This window comes from Streptomyces sp. NPDC005262 (assembly GCF_042872425.1).
Classification (GTDB): Bacteria; Actinomycetota; Actinomycetes; order Streptomycetales; family Streptomycetaceae; genus Streptomyces.
In genome coordinates this window covers 434,431-451,157 of the sequence record NZ_JBIAKK010000003.1, presented here as the reverse complement: position 1 = coordinate 451,157, position 16,727 = coordinate 434,431, and the positions used below count along the sequence as shown (strand labels likewise).

The window sequence follows — 16,727 nt, the reverse complement described above, 5'->3', positions numbered from 1 at the left end:
ACTGGACTTCGTGCTCAAACTCAAGCAGGCCGGCGTCTTCTACCCGGGCGACCCGAAGATGGCCGACGCCTATCTGAAGATGGCGCAGGGATCCATCGGCGCCACTGTGTTCGCCAATCCGTCCGGCGGCCGCGCCAACCTCCGCACCAACGACCCGTCGCTCGCGGCGGAGATCCTGATCCCGTTCGCCGCGGGCGGCCGGCAGCCGAACCACCACTACCACCTGGGCACGATCGGCTACACCGCCGTCAAGAAGGGCAGCGAGAAGCGGGTACGGATGCTGCTCGGCGTGCTGAACTACCTTGCTGCGCCGGTCGGCAGCAAGGAGCGCGAGCTCCTGGAGTTCGGCACCGAGGGAGCCGACTTCACGTACGACGAGCAGGGCTTCCCGCAGCGCACCAAGAAGGGGAAGCAGCAGGTCGAGGGGTTCTACAGCGGACTGGCGACCGCGACGACCGCACCGTTCGCCCTGCTGCCCTCGGCCTTCCCCGGTACCCACGGCCCCGAGGACGTGAAAGCGACGTACGCCGTCGAGCAGAAGCTCATCGAGACCGCTGTCGCCAACCCGACGGTGGGCCACTACTCCGACGCGTACACCGAGCACTACGGGCGTATGTCGACCGAGGCCACCGACCTGGTCAACGACATCGTCAGTGGCCGCAGGAAGTCCGGCGAGTGGAAGCCGTTCTGGACCGAGTGGCGCTCCAAGGGGCTGGACCAGATGGCCCAGGAGTTCCAGAAGTCCATCGAGAAGAACGCCTGACGGCCCGGAAGGCGGGGCCGCCCCGCCACCGTCGGCCAATTACGGAACGACGGTGACGGGCCAGCGCCCCGCCTTCACCAGCCGGATCGCCACCGAACCGATGAACCGGTGCCCCGCCGACTCAGACGCGCCCACCACGACGGCGTCCGCCCTCAGTTCGTCGGCCGCGGTGACCAGCCCGTTGTACGGATCACCGCGGAAGGTGTGGAACTCCCAGCGCACATCCCATATGTCCTTCAGCCGCTCGGTCGCCGCACGGATCTCACTCACCAGACCCTCCGCGACCTCGCCGGTCGTGTCGGCGACCGGTGCGCCGAGCGCGGCACCCGCCGGCATCACGGGCTGCACATAGACGAGGGCGAGCAGGGCGTGCTGCCGGCGCGCCAGCCCGGCGGCGTACGCGGCGGCGCGCATCGAGGAATCGGACCCGTCGAGGCCCGCGACGATCACCTTCGGGCCGTCTGTGCCACGTTCGAACTGGTGGGGCTGCTGGTCTGTCACGGCAGTGAGGTTAGCCGCTCCCGGCGCCGCCCCCGACCCGGGCTGCCCCGCTGCCGGGTCCGGAGCCGCCGGTTACCCCGGGTGCGCTCCCTCCATCGGGTGCAAAGCCCTCCGGAGCGAAGGACGCTGCTCCCGACGACGGATGCGGGATCACGGTTCCGAACCGCGGCTGCGCGCGCGGCGGCGTCTGCTCGGCCTTGGATCAGAGGGTCGCGACCAGGCGGGCGAAGACGACGGCAGCGGCGTCGTGGCCGTCGGCTGTCGTGCAGCCGCCGTGGGTGATCAGCCGCAGCTCCGGCCTGCCGGTGCCGCGGTACACCCGGTCGCCGGGGAAGTCGGCTGTGGAGAGCACCTCGACTCCGTAGACCTCGAACACCGCGACCCCGTCGTCGTGCCGTGTCACCTCGATCCGGTTGCCCCGCCTCAGCGAACCGAGGCCGTGGAACACGGCTGGTCCCGCCATGGTGTCGACATGGCCGACGAGAACCGAAGTGCCCAGCTGGCCTGGCGAGACGCCGTCGCGGTACCAACCGGCGAGCTGAGGTTCCTCCGGAGGGGGTGCCCCGAGAGAGCCGTCCGGCTCCAGGTGCACATCGACGAGCGGTGCATCGACGCGGATCGCGGGGATGACCACGCGCGAGGCGAGGGAGTACGCCAGTGGCCGCACCGTGAGGTCCGTCGGAGGCGCACCGGGGGTGTTCTGATGGCGGTGGGCCGAGGCGGCGGCCGGCCGGGGCGGGGCCGGCGAGGGGTCCGGACCGTTCCGCACCAGGGCGAGACCGGTGAGCAGTACCAGGGCGATGGCGCCCCAGGGTGAGTGTCTGGTCCGCTCGACGCGCCAGTGGTCCCGGCCCATGGTTCTCCCTTCGTCGCGCGACAGCCCTTAGGAACGCTAGGCGCGCGGCGGCCGGGCGGCGATCAGGGAAGGGCGAATGGGTGGCCGGCCGAGAGGTTCTCCTCATCGGAGCCGGGACCGGCCGACGATTCTGTCCGCCCATCAGCTGTGGCCCCGTCAGATGAAGTCGCACTGATGTGATGTGCCGGATCATCGGTTCGATCTGCGCGTCGCCCCGGGTCCTGGACAAGGACCCGGGGCGACGCGCGTTCCACCGTCGGCCGGCGCCGTTTCAGTGGCGTCGGCTCTCCCTCCGCCGGGCCACCACGAAGAGCGTGCCGGTGGTTGCGACCACTGCCAGTGCGGTGCCGCCGACCACCTCCGCGGAACTCATCCGGCCGATGCCGCCGAGGCCACCCTGCACGCTGCGCGGCGCGATCGTCGTGGAGCCGGTGGGTGTGGGATTGCCGACGGAGATCGTGAGGCGGATCTTCGCCGTGGAGGTCGGGGTTGTATTGCAGATGAACGTCACCTCATAGGCAGTGCCAGGTTTGGCATCCCAGTCGACCGTGGCCGCGGCGGTGCCCCCGCTGGGAATGGTGATGCTGTCGAAGACCCCCGAACCGGCCGTCGCTGTTTTTGAGCACCCCCGGGCGGCCAGGGTGACCTGGCCGCCCGGCGCGACCACCGACGGGGCGACGATGGGTCGGGTCGCGCTGGGCGCCTCCCTCGACATCGCGGCGTGCGCGGTCGCGGCCGGAGCGGTCAGGGCGAGGGCGGTGGCGCCTAGCAGGGCGACGGGTGCGACACCTATGGGGCGCATGATGATTCCTCCGAGTCCCCGAGGAGCAGCTGCGGAACCGTTTCCCACAAAGCGTCAGATATGCACCTCGATGGGAGAAACGCTAGAAGTGCCGCATATCATGCGCGATCGGGGTCCGGCGAATGGGGCATGGGTGTCCCTCGGGCGGCGCACCCCCGTCGTGCCGTCAGGACGACGGCCCGCCCGCCGCGTTGGGGAACAGATCGAGGAACGGTGCCGCGGTGGCGGAGATGCCGCGGCCGAACGGTGAGTCGAAGTCCCAGATCAGGAAGAGAAGGAAGGCGATGAGCACGCTGAACAGCCCGGCCAGCAGCAGTTCCCGGAACGTTCTCCGGATCTGCAGGGTGAAGATCAGCCCGACGGTCACCAGCGCCCCGGTGATCAGGCCGAACCAGACGACGCCAGGCATGGTGGCGCCGGCGCTCTGGCCGCGGGAGCTGCGTGCGTCGTCGGCCGCGGCGACCTGGTCGACCAGTGGCTGATAAGCCTGCCCCTCGTGGTCGGTCCTCGGCCGGTAATCGGTGACATCGGCGCGTACCCGGCCGAGGAGTTCTGCGCCCCGGTCGGTGAGATCTCCGTGCTCGCTCATGGCCTGCCACTCGTCGTGGACGACATAGCCGACGTATGCGTCGACGTCGGCGCGGATCCGGGCGCGCACCTCGGCCGGGTAGACCGAGGAGCGGACGTTCACCTCGTGCAGGGCCTGCGCCTCCTGGCGTACGTACTCCTGAGCGGCGCTGCGGCCCTCCCAGACGCCCGCGATGGCGAGGCCGAGCACGATCGCGTACACCACACCGATCATCATCGTCATGTATTCGATGACGTCAGGGGTCTCTGACGGGTCGTCGTCCTCGGTGATCCGGCGGTTGTTGAGGACGGCGATGGTCAGCACGACGGCGCAGGCCGCGGCCATGGCGAGGGTGAGAACAAGCCATTCCGACATGGGCTTCTCCGTGGGTCATCGGGAGCGGGGACGTAGCACGGCGACGGCGAACACCGCGGGGGCGGTGATCAGCAGGGTGAGGGTGACCAGGGAGGGGCCGTGCTGCGGGACCTTGCGCGGCGGCCTGCGGTAGGCGGGTAGCGCCACCGGCCTGGGCGGGGGCGGCGTGGGGCGTGCGGAGGGCGGGGGCGGCGGAAGTGGCGGCGCCGGTGCCGGTGCCGGTGCAGCGGGTGGCGGTGGTGGGGGTGGAGGAGGCGGCGGTGGTGGGGGTGGAGGCGGAGGAGGGGGTGGTGGGGGTGGTGGGGGTGGTGGCTCGGGCCGGGGAGTCGGCTTGGGCACCGGGCCCGCCTGGCAGTGCCCGTCGCCCGTCGTGGCGACCGCCGTGGTCCCGCTGCCGTCCCCGATCGAGGAGTACGAACAGTTGTCGGCCGCCGCGGGCACCGGGGCGGCGAGGAGCCAGATGAGTGCGAGGGCTGCGGTGAGCCGCCCGACGAATGATCCGTACACGACGGGGAGCATGTTCCGGCTGGTGGGACCGCACGCGGACCGCGGTCAGGATTCCCCTGATGGAGGGGACCTGGGGCGCCGGGGGTTTGCGGCTCGGGAAAATTCTGCGGACGTGTTGAACAAAGAAGCACCCGCCGCCCGTACCTAGGGCCATGAACGACGCGGACGTGCGTCGCAACTGGCGACAGAGTTACGGGAGTTGACATGAATACCTGGCGGAACGCCTCGCTCGCGGTGACCGCGGCGGCCCTGTTGGCGCTGACGACGGCGTGCGGTCAGGACAAGGGCACCGAGTCCCCCAACGGACAGAACGTGGGCAATGCGAGCCCGGCCGGACAGGCGGGCAGCGGCTACGACACGGACAGCGGGTACGGCTCCGACACCGGCTACGGCTCCGACTCCGGGGCGCAGTCCGCCAAGTCGAAGCAGGCCGGGCAGCTCGCGGTGTGGGACAGCAAGAAGCTCGGCGAGGTGCTGACGGACAGCGAGGGATTCACGCTCTACCGCTTCGACAAGGACACCGCGAGTCCGCCGAAGTCCAATTGCGAAGGTGACTGCGCGAAGATCTGGCCGGTCGTCCCAGCGGGCAATGTCACGGCCGCCGCCGGTACCGATGACGCACTGATCGGCAAGGTCACCCGCGCGGACGGCACCCAGCAACTCACCATTGCGGGATGGCCGATGTACCGGTATGCGAAGGACGCCAAGCCCGGCGACGCCAATGGGCAGGGCGTGGGAGGCACCTGGTTCGCCTCCGCTCCGAACGGCAAGAAGGCCGCGGTGAACGCCGACGGGCCGGCCGGTGGCGAACAGGCTGATCTCGCGGGACTTTCGGTGCGCAAGGACCCGGAACTCGGGAACATCGTCGTCGACAAACGCGGCATGACGGTCTACCGGTTCAAGAAGGACAGCGCCTGGCCGATGAAGTCGGCCTGCACCGGGGCCTGCCTCTCGAAGTGGCCGGTTGTCGCCCCATTGGCCAAGAATGATGTCTCGGGTGTTACCACCAAGGGATTTGTCACCTTCAATCGGCCCGACGGACTCAAGCAGCAGGCCATCGACTGCTGGCCCATCTATACGTTCTCCGGTGACACGAAGCCCGGTGACACCAACGGGCAAGGTGTGGGGGGCACATGGTACGTGGTGTCGCCCGAGGCAAAGCTCGTGGGCGCCCCGAAGTAACCTCACAACAGCCGTTCCGGACCGGCCCGTCGCTGAATGTCACACTTAGCGACGGGCCGGTTGCACATGCCACTGGTGTGTGACCAATAACGGACCGCTAATTTCCGTTTCCGCTCGCTCTCCTGGCGGTCGATCAGTAGCCTCTGGTCCACACTGACCATGAACATGGCCGGATCGCCGTGGCGACTTGTTGGAGACATCGATGGAGCGTCCCGCCTGGGCACCGCAGGGCATTGACATATCGGTGCCGAGCGTGTCACGCATGTATGACTTCTATCTGGGCGGATCGCACAATTTCGAGGTGGACCGGGAAGCGGCCCGCAAGGCCATGGAGTTCATGCCGGGACTCCCCAAGATCATGCAAGCCAATCGCGCCTTTATGCGCAGGGCCGTGCGTCATGCGGTGAGTGAGGGCATCACTCAGTTCCTGGACATAGGTTCCGGCATACCGACCTTCGGCAATGTCCATGAAATCGCCCAGGCGGCCGACCCCGAGGCACGGGTCGCCTACGTCGACAACGACCCCGTTGCGGTCGCGCACAGCCAGGCCGTACTCGAGGGCAACGACCGGGCGGTGATCGTCGCTGCCGATCTTCGGCGCCCGCCGGAGATCCTGAAGAGCCGTGAGATCACCGAACTCCTCGACATGGACCGTCCGGTGGCGCTTCTGCTCGTAGCCGTCCTCCACTTCATCGAGGACGCCGACGACCCGCAGACGGCCCTCGCCGAACTGCGCGACGGGCTCGCACCCGGCAGCCTCGTCATCATCACCCACGCCTCGTACGAGGGCATTCCGCTCACCCAGGAGGAGGCGGGAGGTGCGGTCGGCGTCTACCGGAACATCCGTAACCCGCTGATCATGCGGTCGCGCGACGAGGTCGCCAGGTTCTTCGAGGGTTACGAGATGGTCGAGCCCGGTCTCGTGGCGATGCCGGAGTGGCGTCCGGACACCTCCGTGGTGCAGGAACAGGAAGACCCGTATGCGTTCTCGGGCTTCGCCGGAGTGGGACGCAGGGCGTGAGCACTCCCGCCCAGGCGTCCGACGCACCGGACGCGGAGCCCGACGGTCCCGAGGACCGGCTCCGAAGATTCGCGACGATCTGGAGCCGGGCCACCTTCCCGTCGACGGCCACCTCGATGACCCGTCCGGAGTTCGAGCAGCACCTGCTGCCGCTGGCCCGCAGACTGAGTGACATCCTGCACGCCCGGCCCTTCGACGCGGCGCCCGCGAACAAGGTGGGGGCCGCGCTCGTCGACGCACACTGCACCGACCCGGAGGCGCTCAGCTCCACGCTCGGCGTCGTCGACTCGTACCTGGTGCTCTACTGCGGCGGCAACGGACCGGTGGCGCTGTCGACCGAGGACAGCCGGGCCCGCTGCGCACGCATGCAGCACGCCCTCGCGGGCGGCTTCACCCAGGCGCTGCGCGAACGGACCCTTGCCGAACAGGAGGCCATCGCCCGCTCGGCGCTGACCGCCCGTTCCAACGCCGAACAGGCCCTGCACGCCACGGAGGCCCGCTTCCGCGCCGTCTTCAAGGACGCCGCCGTCGGCATCGGGATCGCCGACCTGGAAGGCAACGTGCTGGAGGTCAACGACACCCTGACCCGGATGTTCGGCGGGCTCGACCTCCATGTCCGCGGCCACAAGGTCAACGAGTGGGTCCATCCCGAGGACTCGCCGTACGTGTGGAAGTACTACGAGGAGCTGGTACGCGGCGAACGCGAGCACTACCGGGTCGAGAAGCCGTACTACCGCAACGACGGCACCGTGCTGTGGACCAACCTCACGGTGTCGCTGCTCCGCGACCCCGAGGGGCGGCCGGAGTATCAGCTGGCACTGATGGAGGACACCACGGAGCGTCGGCTGCTCAACCTGCGGCTGCGCTACGAGGCCACCCACGACGCGCTCACCGGTCTGCCCAACCGGACGCTGTTCTTCGAGCGGCTGGAGAAGGCGCTGTCCGCCGCCGACGGCAGCCGCTTCGGCCTCTGCTACCTCGACCTCGACGGTTTCAAGGCGATCAACGACAGCCTGGGCCACGCGGCGGGGGACCGGCTGCTCGTCGAGGTCGCCGACCGGCTGCAGAGCTGTGCGACCGCGCCCGGCGAAATGGTGGCGCGGCTCGGCGGCGACGAGTTCGTGGCACTGACCACCGGCCCCGGCACCGAGGAGAAGGTCGATGAACTGGCCAGCCGGATCCTCGGCGTACTCGCCACCCCGATCCGGCTCGACGGCCGCGAACTGACGGTGCGTGGCTCCATCGGTGTCGTCGAAGGACCGGCGGGCGAACGCACCGCCGCCGAAGTGCTGCGCAGCGCCGACATCACGATGTACCGGGCCAAGTCGGCGGGCGGCAACCGCTTCGAACTCGCCGACGCCGAGGCGGACGCCCGCGCCATCACCCGGCACGGGCTGACCACCGCACTGCCCGCGGCCCTGGATCGCGGCGAGTTCTTCATCGAGTACCAGCCGCTCGTGCATCTGGGCGACGGTACGGTGCACGGTGCGGAGGCCCTGGTGCGCTGGTGCCACCCGCAGCACGGCGTGCTCGGACCGGACCGGTTCATCCCGCTCGCCGAGCACACCGGGCTGATCGTGCCGCTCGGGCGATGGGTGCTGGAGGAGTCCGTACGGCAGGCCAACTCCTGGCAGGAGCGGCACAGTGACGGCGGCCCGCTGCGGATCAACGTCAACCTGTCGCCGACCCAGCTGCACCACCCGCAGCTGGTCGCCGAGACGGTCGACGTCCTGGAGCGTTCGGGGCTGGAGCCGAGGGCGCTCTGCCTGGAGGTCACCGAGTCCGCGCTCATCGGTGCGGACGACGATCTGCTGAAGCCGCTGCGCCAACTGGCCGAAATGGGCGTGGACATAGCGCTCGACGACTTCGGCACGGGGTACTCGAACCTGGCGAATCTGCGTCGGCTGCCGGTGAGCGTGCTCAAGCTGGATCGTTCCTTCACCCAGGGCATGCAGCAGCATCCGGCGGACCCGGTCGACCTGAAGATCGTCGAGGGGATCGTGTCGCTGGCGCACAGCCTGGACCTGGCAGTGACGGTGGAGGGTGTGGAGACGGGCGCCCAGGCGGAGCAGCTGCGGAAGCTCGGCTGCGACACGGCGCAGGGCTGGTACTACGCGCGGCCCGGTGCGCCGGACCGGATCCACTCCTTGCTGCTGGCCGACGCGGTCTGAACGGAGGGACGGACCACCGGTTCCGTCCTCAGCCGCCGGACGGGCTTGATCACCCCGTCCGGCTGGCCAGCAGTACCTTCTGCAGCTCCCGCGCCGCCCGTGGCGGCGCCACGTCACTGCGGTGCGCCAGCGCGATGGTGCGCCGCAACCCCGGCGGGGCCAGCGGCGTCGTCCGCAGATCGCTTCCCGCCCGCGTCGCCACCATGCTCGGCACCACCGCCACCCCGAGCCCCGCCCGTACGAACCCGAGCACCGCGTCCATCTCGCCGCCCTCCACCGTGAACGACGGCTCGAAGCCCTCCGCCCGGCAGGCAGCCACCGTCAGTTCCCGCAGGTCGTAGCCGTGCCGGAACATCACCAGCGGCTCGCCCTCCAGATGCGCGATTCGTACGCTTCCGCCCCTTCCGGGCCGCGGAGCCTCCGCCGCCGACACCACCACCAGGTCCTCCTGGAGCAGCTCCACCGTCGTCAGCGCCGGAGACGCGGCAGGCAGCGGCAGCACCACAAGTGCGAGATCGAGCGCGCCGCGCGCCAGCTCCCGTACGAGGTCGTGTGAGCCGCCCTCCTCCAGCAGCAGCTGGATCCCCGGATGCCGGTCGCGGAAGGCGCGCAGCACGTCGGGCAGCAGCCCTGTGCAGAGGCTCGGCGTCGCGCCCAGCCTGACCCGGCCCCGACGCAGCTGGGCCAGCTCCTGCACCTCGTGGCGGGCGGTGTCGGCGTCCGCCAGGATCCGGCGGGCGAGCGGCAGCAGCGCCTCGCCGGCGTCGGTGAGCGTGATGTTGCCGCGGGCCCGGCTGAACAGTTCCGCCCCCAGCTCGTTCTCCAGGGCCCTGATCTGCTGGGAGAGCGACGGCTGGGAGACATGCACCTCCTCCGCGGCGCGGGTGAAGTGCCGCGCCTCGGCGACGGCCACGAAATACGTGAGCTGCTGGAATTGCATACACGCAGTATAAGCCCGCGATAGGCAAAGCCTATGGATATGAGCCGTACCATGTCTTGGACTGATGAGGTCCTTCCGTCCTAGCGTCGTGTCCATGGCATTGGCAACCCGGACGGACCGACGGCCGTCCATGACGCGCACGCTCTGGGACTCGTCCGTCGGCAAGAAGGCGATCATGGCCGTGAGCGGCCTGATCATGCTCCTCTACTTGGTCGTTCACATGGTGGGCAACCTGAAGATCTTCTTCGGGTCCGGCGAGTTCAATCACTACGCCCACTGGCTGCGGACCCTGGGCGAGCCCTTCCTGCACTACGAGTGGGCCCTGTGGATCGTCCGAGTGGTGCTCGTCGCGGCCGTCGTGCTGCACGCCACCTCCGCGTACCAGCTGAGCCGTCGCGACATCAGGGCACGCCCCAGCAAGTACGTCCACAAGAGACCCCGCGCGAGCTATGCCACCCGGACCATGCGCTGGGGCGGGATCATCCTCGCCCTGTTCATCGTCTGGCACGTCCTCGACCTGACCACGGGCACCGTGCACGCCGACGGATTCCAGCCCGGGCATCCGTACCAGAACGTCATCGACACCTTCTCCACCTGGTACGGCAACGTCATCTACATCGTCGCCATGCTCGCCATGGGACTCCATGTCCAGCACGGCTTCTGGAGCGCCGCACAGACCCTGGGCGCGGGCAGAGCGACCCGCGACCGTGTTCTCAAGACCATCGCCAACGTCCTCGCACTGGTGCTGACGGTGGGCTTCATCTCCGTACCCGTCGCCGTCATGACCGGAGTCGTGAGCTGACATGACCGACTACTCGCACTACGAGACCGGTGCACCCGTCGTCGACACCAAGGCCCCCGAGGGCCCCGTCGCCGAACGCTGGGACACCCGCCGCTTCGAGGCCAAGCTCGTCAACCCGGCCAACCGGCGCAAGCACACCGTCATCGTCGTCGGCACCGGCCTGGCCGGCGGCTCGGCCGGGGCGACGCTGGCCGAACAGGGCTACCACGTGGTCCAGTTCTGCTTCCAGGACTCGCCCCGCCGCGCCCACTCCGTCGCCGCCCAGGGCGGTATCAACGCCGCGAAGAACTACCGCAACGACGGCGACTCGATCCACCGGCTCTTCTACGACACGGTCAAGGGCGGCGACTTCCGCGCCCGGGAGTCCAACGTCCACCGGCTCGCCCAGATCTCCGTCGAGATCATCGACCAGTGCGTCGCCCAGGGCGTGCCCTTCGCCCGCGAGTACGGCGGTCTGCTCGACAACCGGTCCTTCGGCGGCGTCCAGGTCTCCCGTACGTTCTACGCCCGCGGCCAGACCGGGCAGCAGCTCCTCCTCGGCGCCTACCAGGCGCTGTCGCGGCAGATTGCCGCCGGCAACGTCGAGCTGCACGCGCGGACGGAGATGCTCGACCTGATCATCGTCGACGGGAAGGCCCGGGGCATCGTCGCCCGCGACCTGGTCACCGGAAAGATCGACACGTACTTCGCCGACGCCGTCGTGCTGGCCAGCGGCGGCTACGGCAACGTCTTCTACCTGTCGACGAACGCCATGAACTCCAACGCCACCGCCATCTGGCGCGCCCACCGGCGCGGCGCGTACTTCGCCAACCCGTGCTTCACCCAGATCCACCCCACCTGCATTCCGCGCACCGGCGACCACCAGTCCAAGCTGACGCTGATGAGCGAGTCGCTGCGCAACGACGGCCGGATCTGGGTCCCGAAGGCCAAGGGCGACAACCGGCCGGCCAACGAGATCCCGGAGGACGAGCGCGACTACTACCTGGAGCGCATCTACCCGGCTTTCGGCAACCTCGTTCCGCGTGACATCGCCTCGCGCGCCGCGAAGAACGTCTGCGACGAGGGCCGCGGCGTCGGCCCCGGCGGCCAGGGCGTCTACCTCGACTTCGCGGAGGCCATCCAGCGGATGGGCAAGGCCAAGGTGGAGGAGAAGTACGGCAACCTCTTCGATATGTACGCGCGGATCACCGCGGAGAATCCGTACGAGACCCCGATGCGGATCTACCCCGCCGTGCACTACACGATGGGCGGACTCTGGGTCGACTACGACCTGCAGACCACGATCCCCGGGCTGTTCGCGATCGGTGAGGCCAACTTCTCCGACCACGGGGCCAACCGGCTCGGCGCCTCGGCGCTGATGCAGGGGCTCGCCGACGGCTACTTCGTTCTGCCGTCGACCATCAACGACTACCTGGCCCGCAACCCGCACCACGACGAGGTCGACGGCTCGCACCCGGCCGTGGAAGAGGCCCTCGCGGAGACCGAGGACCGGCTGAACCTGCTGCTCGCCGTCGACGGCGACCGCACTCCCGATTCCTTCCACCGGGAGATCGGCGAACTCATGTGGGAGTACTGCGGCATGGCCCGCACCGAGGCGGGGCTGCGCAAGGCACTCGACCGGATACCGCAGATCCGCGAGGAGTTCTGGCGCCGCATCAAGGTCCCCGGCACCGGTGACGAGTTCAACCAGTCCCTGGAGAAGGCCAACCGCATCGTCGACTACCTGGAGCTCGCCGAGCTCATGTGCCTCGACGCCCTGCATCGCGCCGAGTCCTGCGGAGGCCACTTCCGCGAGGAGTCGCAGACCCCGGACGGCGAAGCCGCCCGCCAGGACGAGGAGTTCTCGTACGCCGCCGCGTGGGAGTTCAGTGCCACCGGCGAAGCCCCCGTCCTGCACAAGGAAGACCTCGTCTTCGAGTACGTCCACCCCACTCAGCGGAGCTACGCATGAAGCTCACCCTGCGCGTCTGGCGCCAGAAGAACGCCGACGCCCCCGGCGCCATGTCCACCTACCAGGTGGACGGCATCTCGCAGGACATGTCGTTCCTGGAAATGCTCGACACCCTCAACGAGGAGCTCATCCTCACCGGAGACGATCCCGTCGCCTTCGACCACGACTGCCGGGAAGGCATCTGCGGCGCCTGCAGCCTCGTCATCAACGGCGACGCCCACGGCCCGGAACGCACGACCACCTGCCAGCTCCACATGCGGTCCTTCCAGGACGGCGACACGATCGACATCGAACCGTGGCGTGCCTCGGCCTTCCCGGTCGTCAAGGACCTGGTCGTGGACCGCTCGGCCTTCGACCGGATCATCCAGGCGGGCGGCTACATCTCCGCCCCGACCGGCACCGCACCCGACGCCCATGCCACCCCTGTGCCCAAGCCCGACGCCGACTTCGCGTTCGAGCACGCCGAGTGCATCGGCTGCGGCGCCTGCGTGGCGGCCTGCCCCAACGGCTCGGCGATGCTCTTCACCTCGGCGAAGATCAACCACCTCAACGTCCTGCCACAGGGCGCCCCCGAGCGCGAGACACGAGTGCTCGACATGGTCGACCAGATGGACAGCGAGGGGTTCGGCGGCTGCACGCTCACCGGGGAGTGCGCCACGGCTTGCCCGAAGGGCATCCCGCTGCCGTCGATCTCGGCCATGAACAAGGAGTGGCTGCGGGCGACCCGCAAGGTGCACCGCTAGGGCCTGTTCCGGTGTTCGGTCGGCACAGCCGGTGATGAGACCGGCTGTGCCGACGACCCGGGGTGCGCTGCCTCGGCCGGCGGACGGCCGGCGTCAGGGCTTGATCGGCTTCACCTTCGTGTCGACGCCGTTCACCCGCACGGTGACGTTCCCCCGGTTCCGCGCCCGGTCGGCCACGATCCTGTAGGACGTGACCTTCCCATCGCGCCATTCACAGCGGACCTCGTAGCCGCCGCGGGCGCGGAGCCCGGTGAAGGAACCCTTGGCCTTCCATTCCTCCGGCAGGGCGGGCAGCAGGTGGATGACGCCGTCGTGGCTCTGCAGGAGCATCTCCGCCACGGCGCCCGAGATGCCGAAGTTGCCGTCCATCTGGAAGGGCGGGTGGTTGCAGAACATGTTGGGCAGAGTGTTGTAGGTCAGCAGTCCGCGCAGCATGATCCGGGCGCGGTGCCCGTCACCGAGGCGGGCGAAGAGGGCTGCCCGCCAGGGCCAGGTCCACGAGCGGCGGCTGTCGCCCGACACCGTGGCGGCCGTGAACGGGACGCCTTCCTTCTCGCCGCACCGTGCCTTGAGCGAGACGAGGGCGGCGGCCGCGAAGTCGGGCGTCCTCGGGGTGATCTGGCGACCCGGGTAGACCGCGAAGAGGTGCGAGGTGTGGCGGTGGATGTCGCTGGGGCTGTCGATGTCCTCCTGCCACTCCTGCAGTTGACCCCACTGGCCGATCTTGTTCGGCGCGAGGCGCGCCTGCATGTCCATGACCTTGGCCCGGTAGTCGGCATCCGCGTCGAGTGCCGCCTCGCAGTCGAGGTAGTTCTGGAACAGGTCCCAGATGATCTGCTGGTCGTACATGACGCCGTCCTCGCGCGGCCCGTGCTCGGGGGACCAGCCGTTCGGCGCGACGAGGAGTCCGTCCTCGCGCTCCTTGAGATGGTCCTCCCAGAACTCGCAGATCTCCTTGATCATCGGGTAGGCGACGGTGCGGAGGTGGACCAGGTCCTGGGTGAACGCCCAGTGCTCGTAGAGGTGCTGCGCGTACCAGGCGCTCGCGACGGTGTTCCACTCCCAGGCGTTGCCGCCGAAGATGCTCTGGCTGGTGCGGGCGGTCCAGCCGCGCGTGTCCTTGCCGAAGGCGTTGCGGGTCGCCACGCGGCTCGGCACCGCCACCTGTTCGACGAACCCGACGAGTGCCTCGTGGCACTCCGACAGGTTCGTCGTCTCGGCTCCCCAGTAGTTCATCTGGACATTGATGTTGGTGTGGTAGTCGGAGGCCCACGCCGGCGCGTCGCTGTCGTTCCAGAGGCCCTGGAGGTTGGCCGGCAGCCCCTTCGGGCGCGAGGAACTGATCAGCAGGTACCGGCCGAAGTCGAACATCGTCTGCTCGAGAGTCGGGTCCTCCCCGCCCGCCGCGTAGCGCGCCAGCCGGGCGTTGGTCGGCAGGGCGACGACGGCGTCGTCGGAGGTGCCCCAGGCGACGGAGACGCGGTTCATGAGGGTGCGTATCTCGGCGGTGTGCTCGTCGCGCATCCCGTCGTACGCCCGGGCGGCCGCCTTGTCGAGCGTCGCGGCGACCACCGGTTCCGGTTCGGCTCCGCGCCACCCGGCGGCGGCGTCGAGTTCGTAGTCGGTGCGGGCGTCGAGGAGCAGGGTCAGGGTCGTGCAGCCGGAGAACCGGAGCACCGACCCGTCGGTGCTGAAGTCGCCGTCGGTGTGCACGACCTGGACGGCGCACGCGTGCTTGAGGCCGTTGCCCATGACACCGTTGAAGGCCATCCGCCGGGCGCCGGCGTCGACGGTCGTCGGGGCCTCCTGTCCGGACGTCAGCGAGATCGCTCCGGAGAGTCCTCGGTCGCCGTCCGACGTGTACCGGAAGACCATGACGTCCGCGGACCGGCTGGCGAAGGCTTCCCGCAGGACGCGCCGCCCCGGCTCGACGAAACGGGTGACATGGATACCCTCGAAGAAATCCAGGGCGCGCCGGTAGTCGACGAACGTGGACTGCATGCGCGTGTCGAACCCCTTGCCTTCCAGCGCGACCTCCGCGATCTGGAAGCCGGTGGACGACTCGCCGGGGGTGAACGTGAGCCGGTAGGTGCGGTAGGCCGTGCTGTCGGTGATCCGGAAGGTCCGGCTCTCGCCGCGGCCGGCGAAGGGCGCGCCGGGGTTCTGCGTGTCGAGCGTCACCCAGTCCTGCCCGTCCTGCGACGCCTCGAGCGCCCATCGCCGGGGGTCGTCGTGCGGACGGTCCGGGGCCGCCGTCAGTGTGTACGAGGTGACGGCGGTCGTGGTGGACAGGTCGGCCTGCCAGACGACCGCCGGGGCGACGGCGTCGACCCGCCAGACCGTGGCCGGGTCGCGGTCCACCGAACTCGAGATGTCCGTGGCCCGACCGGATCCCTCGGAGTGCCCGCTGGGCGACGACAGGTACATCGAGCCACCCCCGTCGAGGTCGACGCCGGACAGACCGATCTCGCTCACCTGGAAGTGGCTGACCCCTGCTTCGGGAACGAAGTCGAACCGGTAGAAGCGGTAGGCCGCGGTGTCGGCACAGGTGAATTCCTTCGTCTGGTACCGGCTCTCGAAGGGCGTCGCCAGAGTGCGGCTGTCGAGTCTGGTCCAGGTGGCGCCGTCGGCGGAGCCGGAGAACGTCCACTCCTGCGGGTCGCGCTGCGGCACGTCGTTGGCACTCGTCAGACGGTAGGACGCGACCTCGACGGGGTCGGGGAGTTCGACCTGCCACTGCACCTTCGAGCCCGGCCCCTCGATGCACCACTTGGTGCTCGAGTTGCCGTCGTAGGTCTTGTCGACGCCCTCGGTCGAGGAGGTACGGTACGGTCCCCCCGGGGCCGTGACCTTCGCACCGCGAGCGAAGGTGACGACGACATCACCGAAGTTCCGGTACGAGCCGAAGCCGGTCATGCCGGTGTCGAAAGCGCTGTCCGGCTCGCCCGCGAGAGCGTTGTCGTAGTTGTTGACCCCACCCCAGAGACTCTGCTCGTTGAACTGGACACGCTCCTCGAAGGGGTTGGCGAAGAGCATGGCGCCGAGCCGGCCGTTGCCGATAGGCAGGGCCTGCGACTGCCAGTCCATGGCGGGGACCGCGTACTTCAGCGCCTTGCGCGACAGGGTCGGCCACTGGACGGACGCCGGCGCGGCGGCCCCGGCGGCGACGGCCTGTCCCACAGGGATCCCCCCGGTCAGCTGAGTGATCAGCGGTGTGAGGGTGAGCGCACCGCCGAGCTTGAGAATGCTTCGTCTGTGCGGTTGGGGTTCATCGGTCACGAGAGACCTCCTGGCCCATTGATCGGTTCTTTAACGGAGAGATGGCGGAGATGCGCCGACGTACGCCGAGGGCGAGGTCATTTCATCGGATGACAGATCGGATGTCTAGAGTGTGCGGCGCTGTCTCTGCTGGGTGCCCCTCCCTAGGGGGCCGGACTCCGTGGGCCCTGCCTTCGGTGTCACGCTGCGGCGCTCGGAAAGGCGGTGCGTTGATGCTTTCGGACGTGGCCCGGTTGTTGACGGAGCGCGCGTCGGCGGCGGTGAAG

General features: G+C 69.1%; 14 protein-coding genes. 7 read left to right on the top strand and 7 right to left on the bottom strand.

The window, feature by feature from the left end; genetic code table 11:
* Positions 1-10 precede the first annotated feature (10 nt).
* Positions 11-763, top strand: coding sequence for a hypothetical protein (locus ACFYP5_RS11970; RefSeq protein ID WP_389033892.1), 753 nt, complete (start codon positions 11-13; stop codon positions 761-763).
* Positions 764-802: 39 nt separating this feature from the next.
* Here ACFYP5_RS11970 and ACFYP5_RS11965 read toward each other — a convergent pair whose 3' ends face one another.
* The 5 genes from ACFYP5_RS11965 to ACFYP5_RS11945 form a co-directional block, all read right to left on the bottom strand.
* Positions 803-1,264 (bottom strand): universal stress protein, encoded by a 462-nt coding sequence (locus ACFYP5_RS11965; RefSeq protein WP_030923553.1) that lies wholly within the window; start codon positions 1,262-1,264, stop codon positions 803-805.
* Positions 1,265-1,466: 202 nt separating this feature from the next.
* Positions 1,467-2,120, bottom strand: coding sequence for a class F sortase (locus tag ACFYP5_RS11960; protein ID WP_389033889.1), 654 nt, complete (start codon positions 2,118-2,120; stop codon positions 1,467-1,469).
* 271 nt (positions 2,121-2,391) lie between these two features.
* Positions 2,392-2,922 (bottom strand): hypothetical protein, encoded by a 531-nt coding sequence (locus ACFYP5_RS11955; RefSeq protein ID WP_389033886.1) that lies wholly within the window; start codon positions 2,920-2,922, stop codon positions 2,392-2,394.
* Positions 2,923-3,088: 166 nt separating this feature from the next.
* The gene (locus tag ACFYP5_RS11950; RefSeq protein ID WP_389033884.1) at positions 3,089-3,865 is read right to left on the bottom strand and encodes a hypothetical protein; all 777 of its coding nucleotides are present in this window, start codon (positions 3,863-3,865) and stop codon (positions 3,089-3,091) included.
* A 15-nt stretch (positions 3,866-3,880) separates the two neighbouring features.
* Positions 3,881-4,012, bottom strand: coding sequence for a hypothetical protein (locus ACFYP5_RS11945; RefSeq protein WP_389033879.1), 132 nt, complete (start codon positions 4,010-4,012; stop codon positions 3,881-3,883).
* Positions 4,013-4,576: 564 nt separating this feature from the next.
* On the opposite strand from ACFYP5_RS11945, the gene ACFYP5_RS11940 reads away from it, so the two are divergent.
* The 3 genes from ACFYP5_RS11940 (at position 4,577) to ACFYP5_RS11930 (ending at position 8,746) form a co-directional block, all read left to right on the top strand.
* Entirely contained in the window at positions 4,577-5,554 is a 978-nt protein-coding gene (locus ACFYP5_RS11940) for an SCO0930 family lipoprotein (RefSeq protein WP_389033876.1), read from the top strand.
* Between the two features lie 202 nt (positions 5,555-5,756).
* On the top strand, positions 5,757-6,575 hold the full coding sequence (locus tag ACFYP5_RS11935; RefSeq protein WP_389033874.1) for an SAM-dependent methyltransferase: 819 nt from the start codon (positions 5,757-5,759) through the stop codon (positions 6,573-6,575).
* Positions 6,572-8,746, top strand: coding sequence for a putative bifunctional diguanylate cyclase/phosphodiesterase (locus ACFYP5_RS11930; RefSeq protein WP_389033871.1), 2,175 nt, complete (start codon positions 6,572-6,574; stop codon positions 8,744-8,746). The genes ACFYP5_RS11935 and ACFYP5_RS11930 overlap by 4 nt, the downstream gene beginning before the upstream one ends.
* Positions 8,747-8,795: 49 nt before the next feature.
* On the opposite strand, the gene ACFYP5_RS11925 is transcribed toward ACFYP5_RS11930, so the two are convergent.
* Positions 8,796-9,686 carry a LysR family transcriptional regulator gene (locus tag ACFYP5_RS11925; protein WP_389033869.1) on the bottom strand — a complete coding sequence of 297 codons (891 nt, stop codon included), beginning with the start codon at positions 9,684-9,686 and terminating at the stop codon, positions 8,796-8,798.
* Between the two features lie 94 nt (positions 9,687-9,780).
* Here ACFYP5_RS11925 and ACFYP5_RS11920 point away from each other — a divergent pair, with 94 nt between their 5' ends.
* Genes ACFYP5_RS11920 through ACFYP5_RS11910 form a run of 3 tightly spaced genes read left to right on the top strand, consistent with a single transcriptional unit; the run spans position 9,781 to position 13,182 of the window.
* Positions 9,781-10,488, top strand: coding sequence for a succinate dehydrogenase (locus tag ACFYP5_RS11920; RefSeq protein ID WP_389033867.1), 708 nt, complete (start codon positions 9,781-9,783; stop codon positions 10,486-10,488).
* A 1-nt stretch (position 10,489) separates the two neighbouring features.
* Complete coding sequence (locus tag ACFYP5_RS11915; RefSeq protein ID WP_389033864.1) at positions 10,490-12,439, top strand: fumarate reductase/succinate dehydrogenase flavoprotein subunit; 1,950 nt, start codon at positions 10,490-10,492, stop codon at positions 12,437-12,439.
* Entirely contained in the window at positions 12,436-13,182 is a 747-nt protein-coding gene (locus ACFYP5_RS11910) for a succinate dehydrogenase/fumarate reductase iron-sulfur subunit (RefSeq protein ID WP_030980404.1), read from the top strand. The genes ACFYP5_RS11915 and ACFYP5_RS11910 overlap by 4 nt, the downstream gene beginning before the upstream one ends.
* A gap of 93 nt (positions 13,183-13,275) precedes the next feature.
* Here the strand turns inward: ACFYP5_RS11910 and ACFYP5_RS11905 are convergent, their stop codons facing one another.
* On the bottom strand, positions 13,276-16,461 hold the full coding sequence (locus ACFYP5_RS11905) for a glycoside hydrolase N-terminal domain-containing protein (protein WP_389033861.1): 3,186 nt from the start codon (positions 16,459-16,461) through the stop codon (positions 13,276-13,278).
* Positions 16,462-16,727 lie beyond the last annotated feature (266 nt).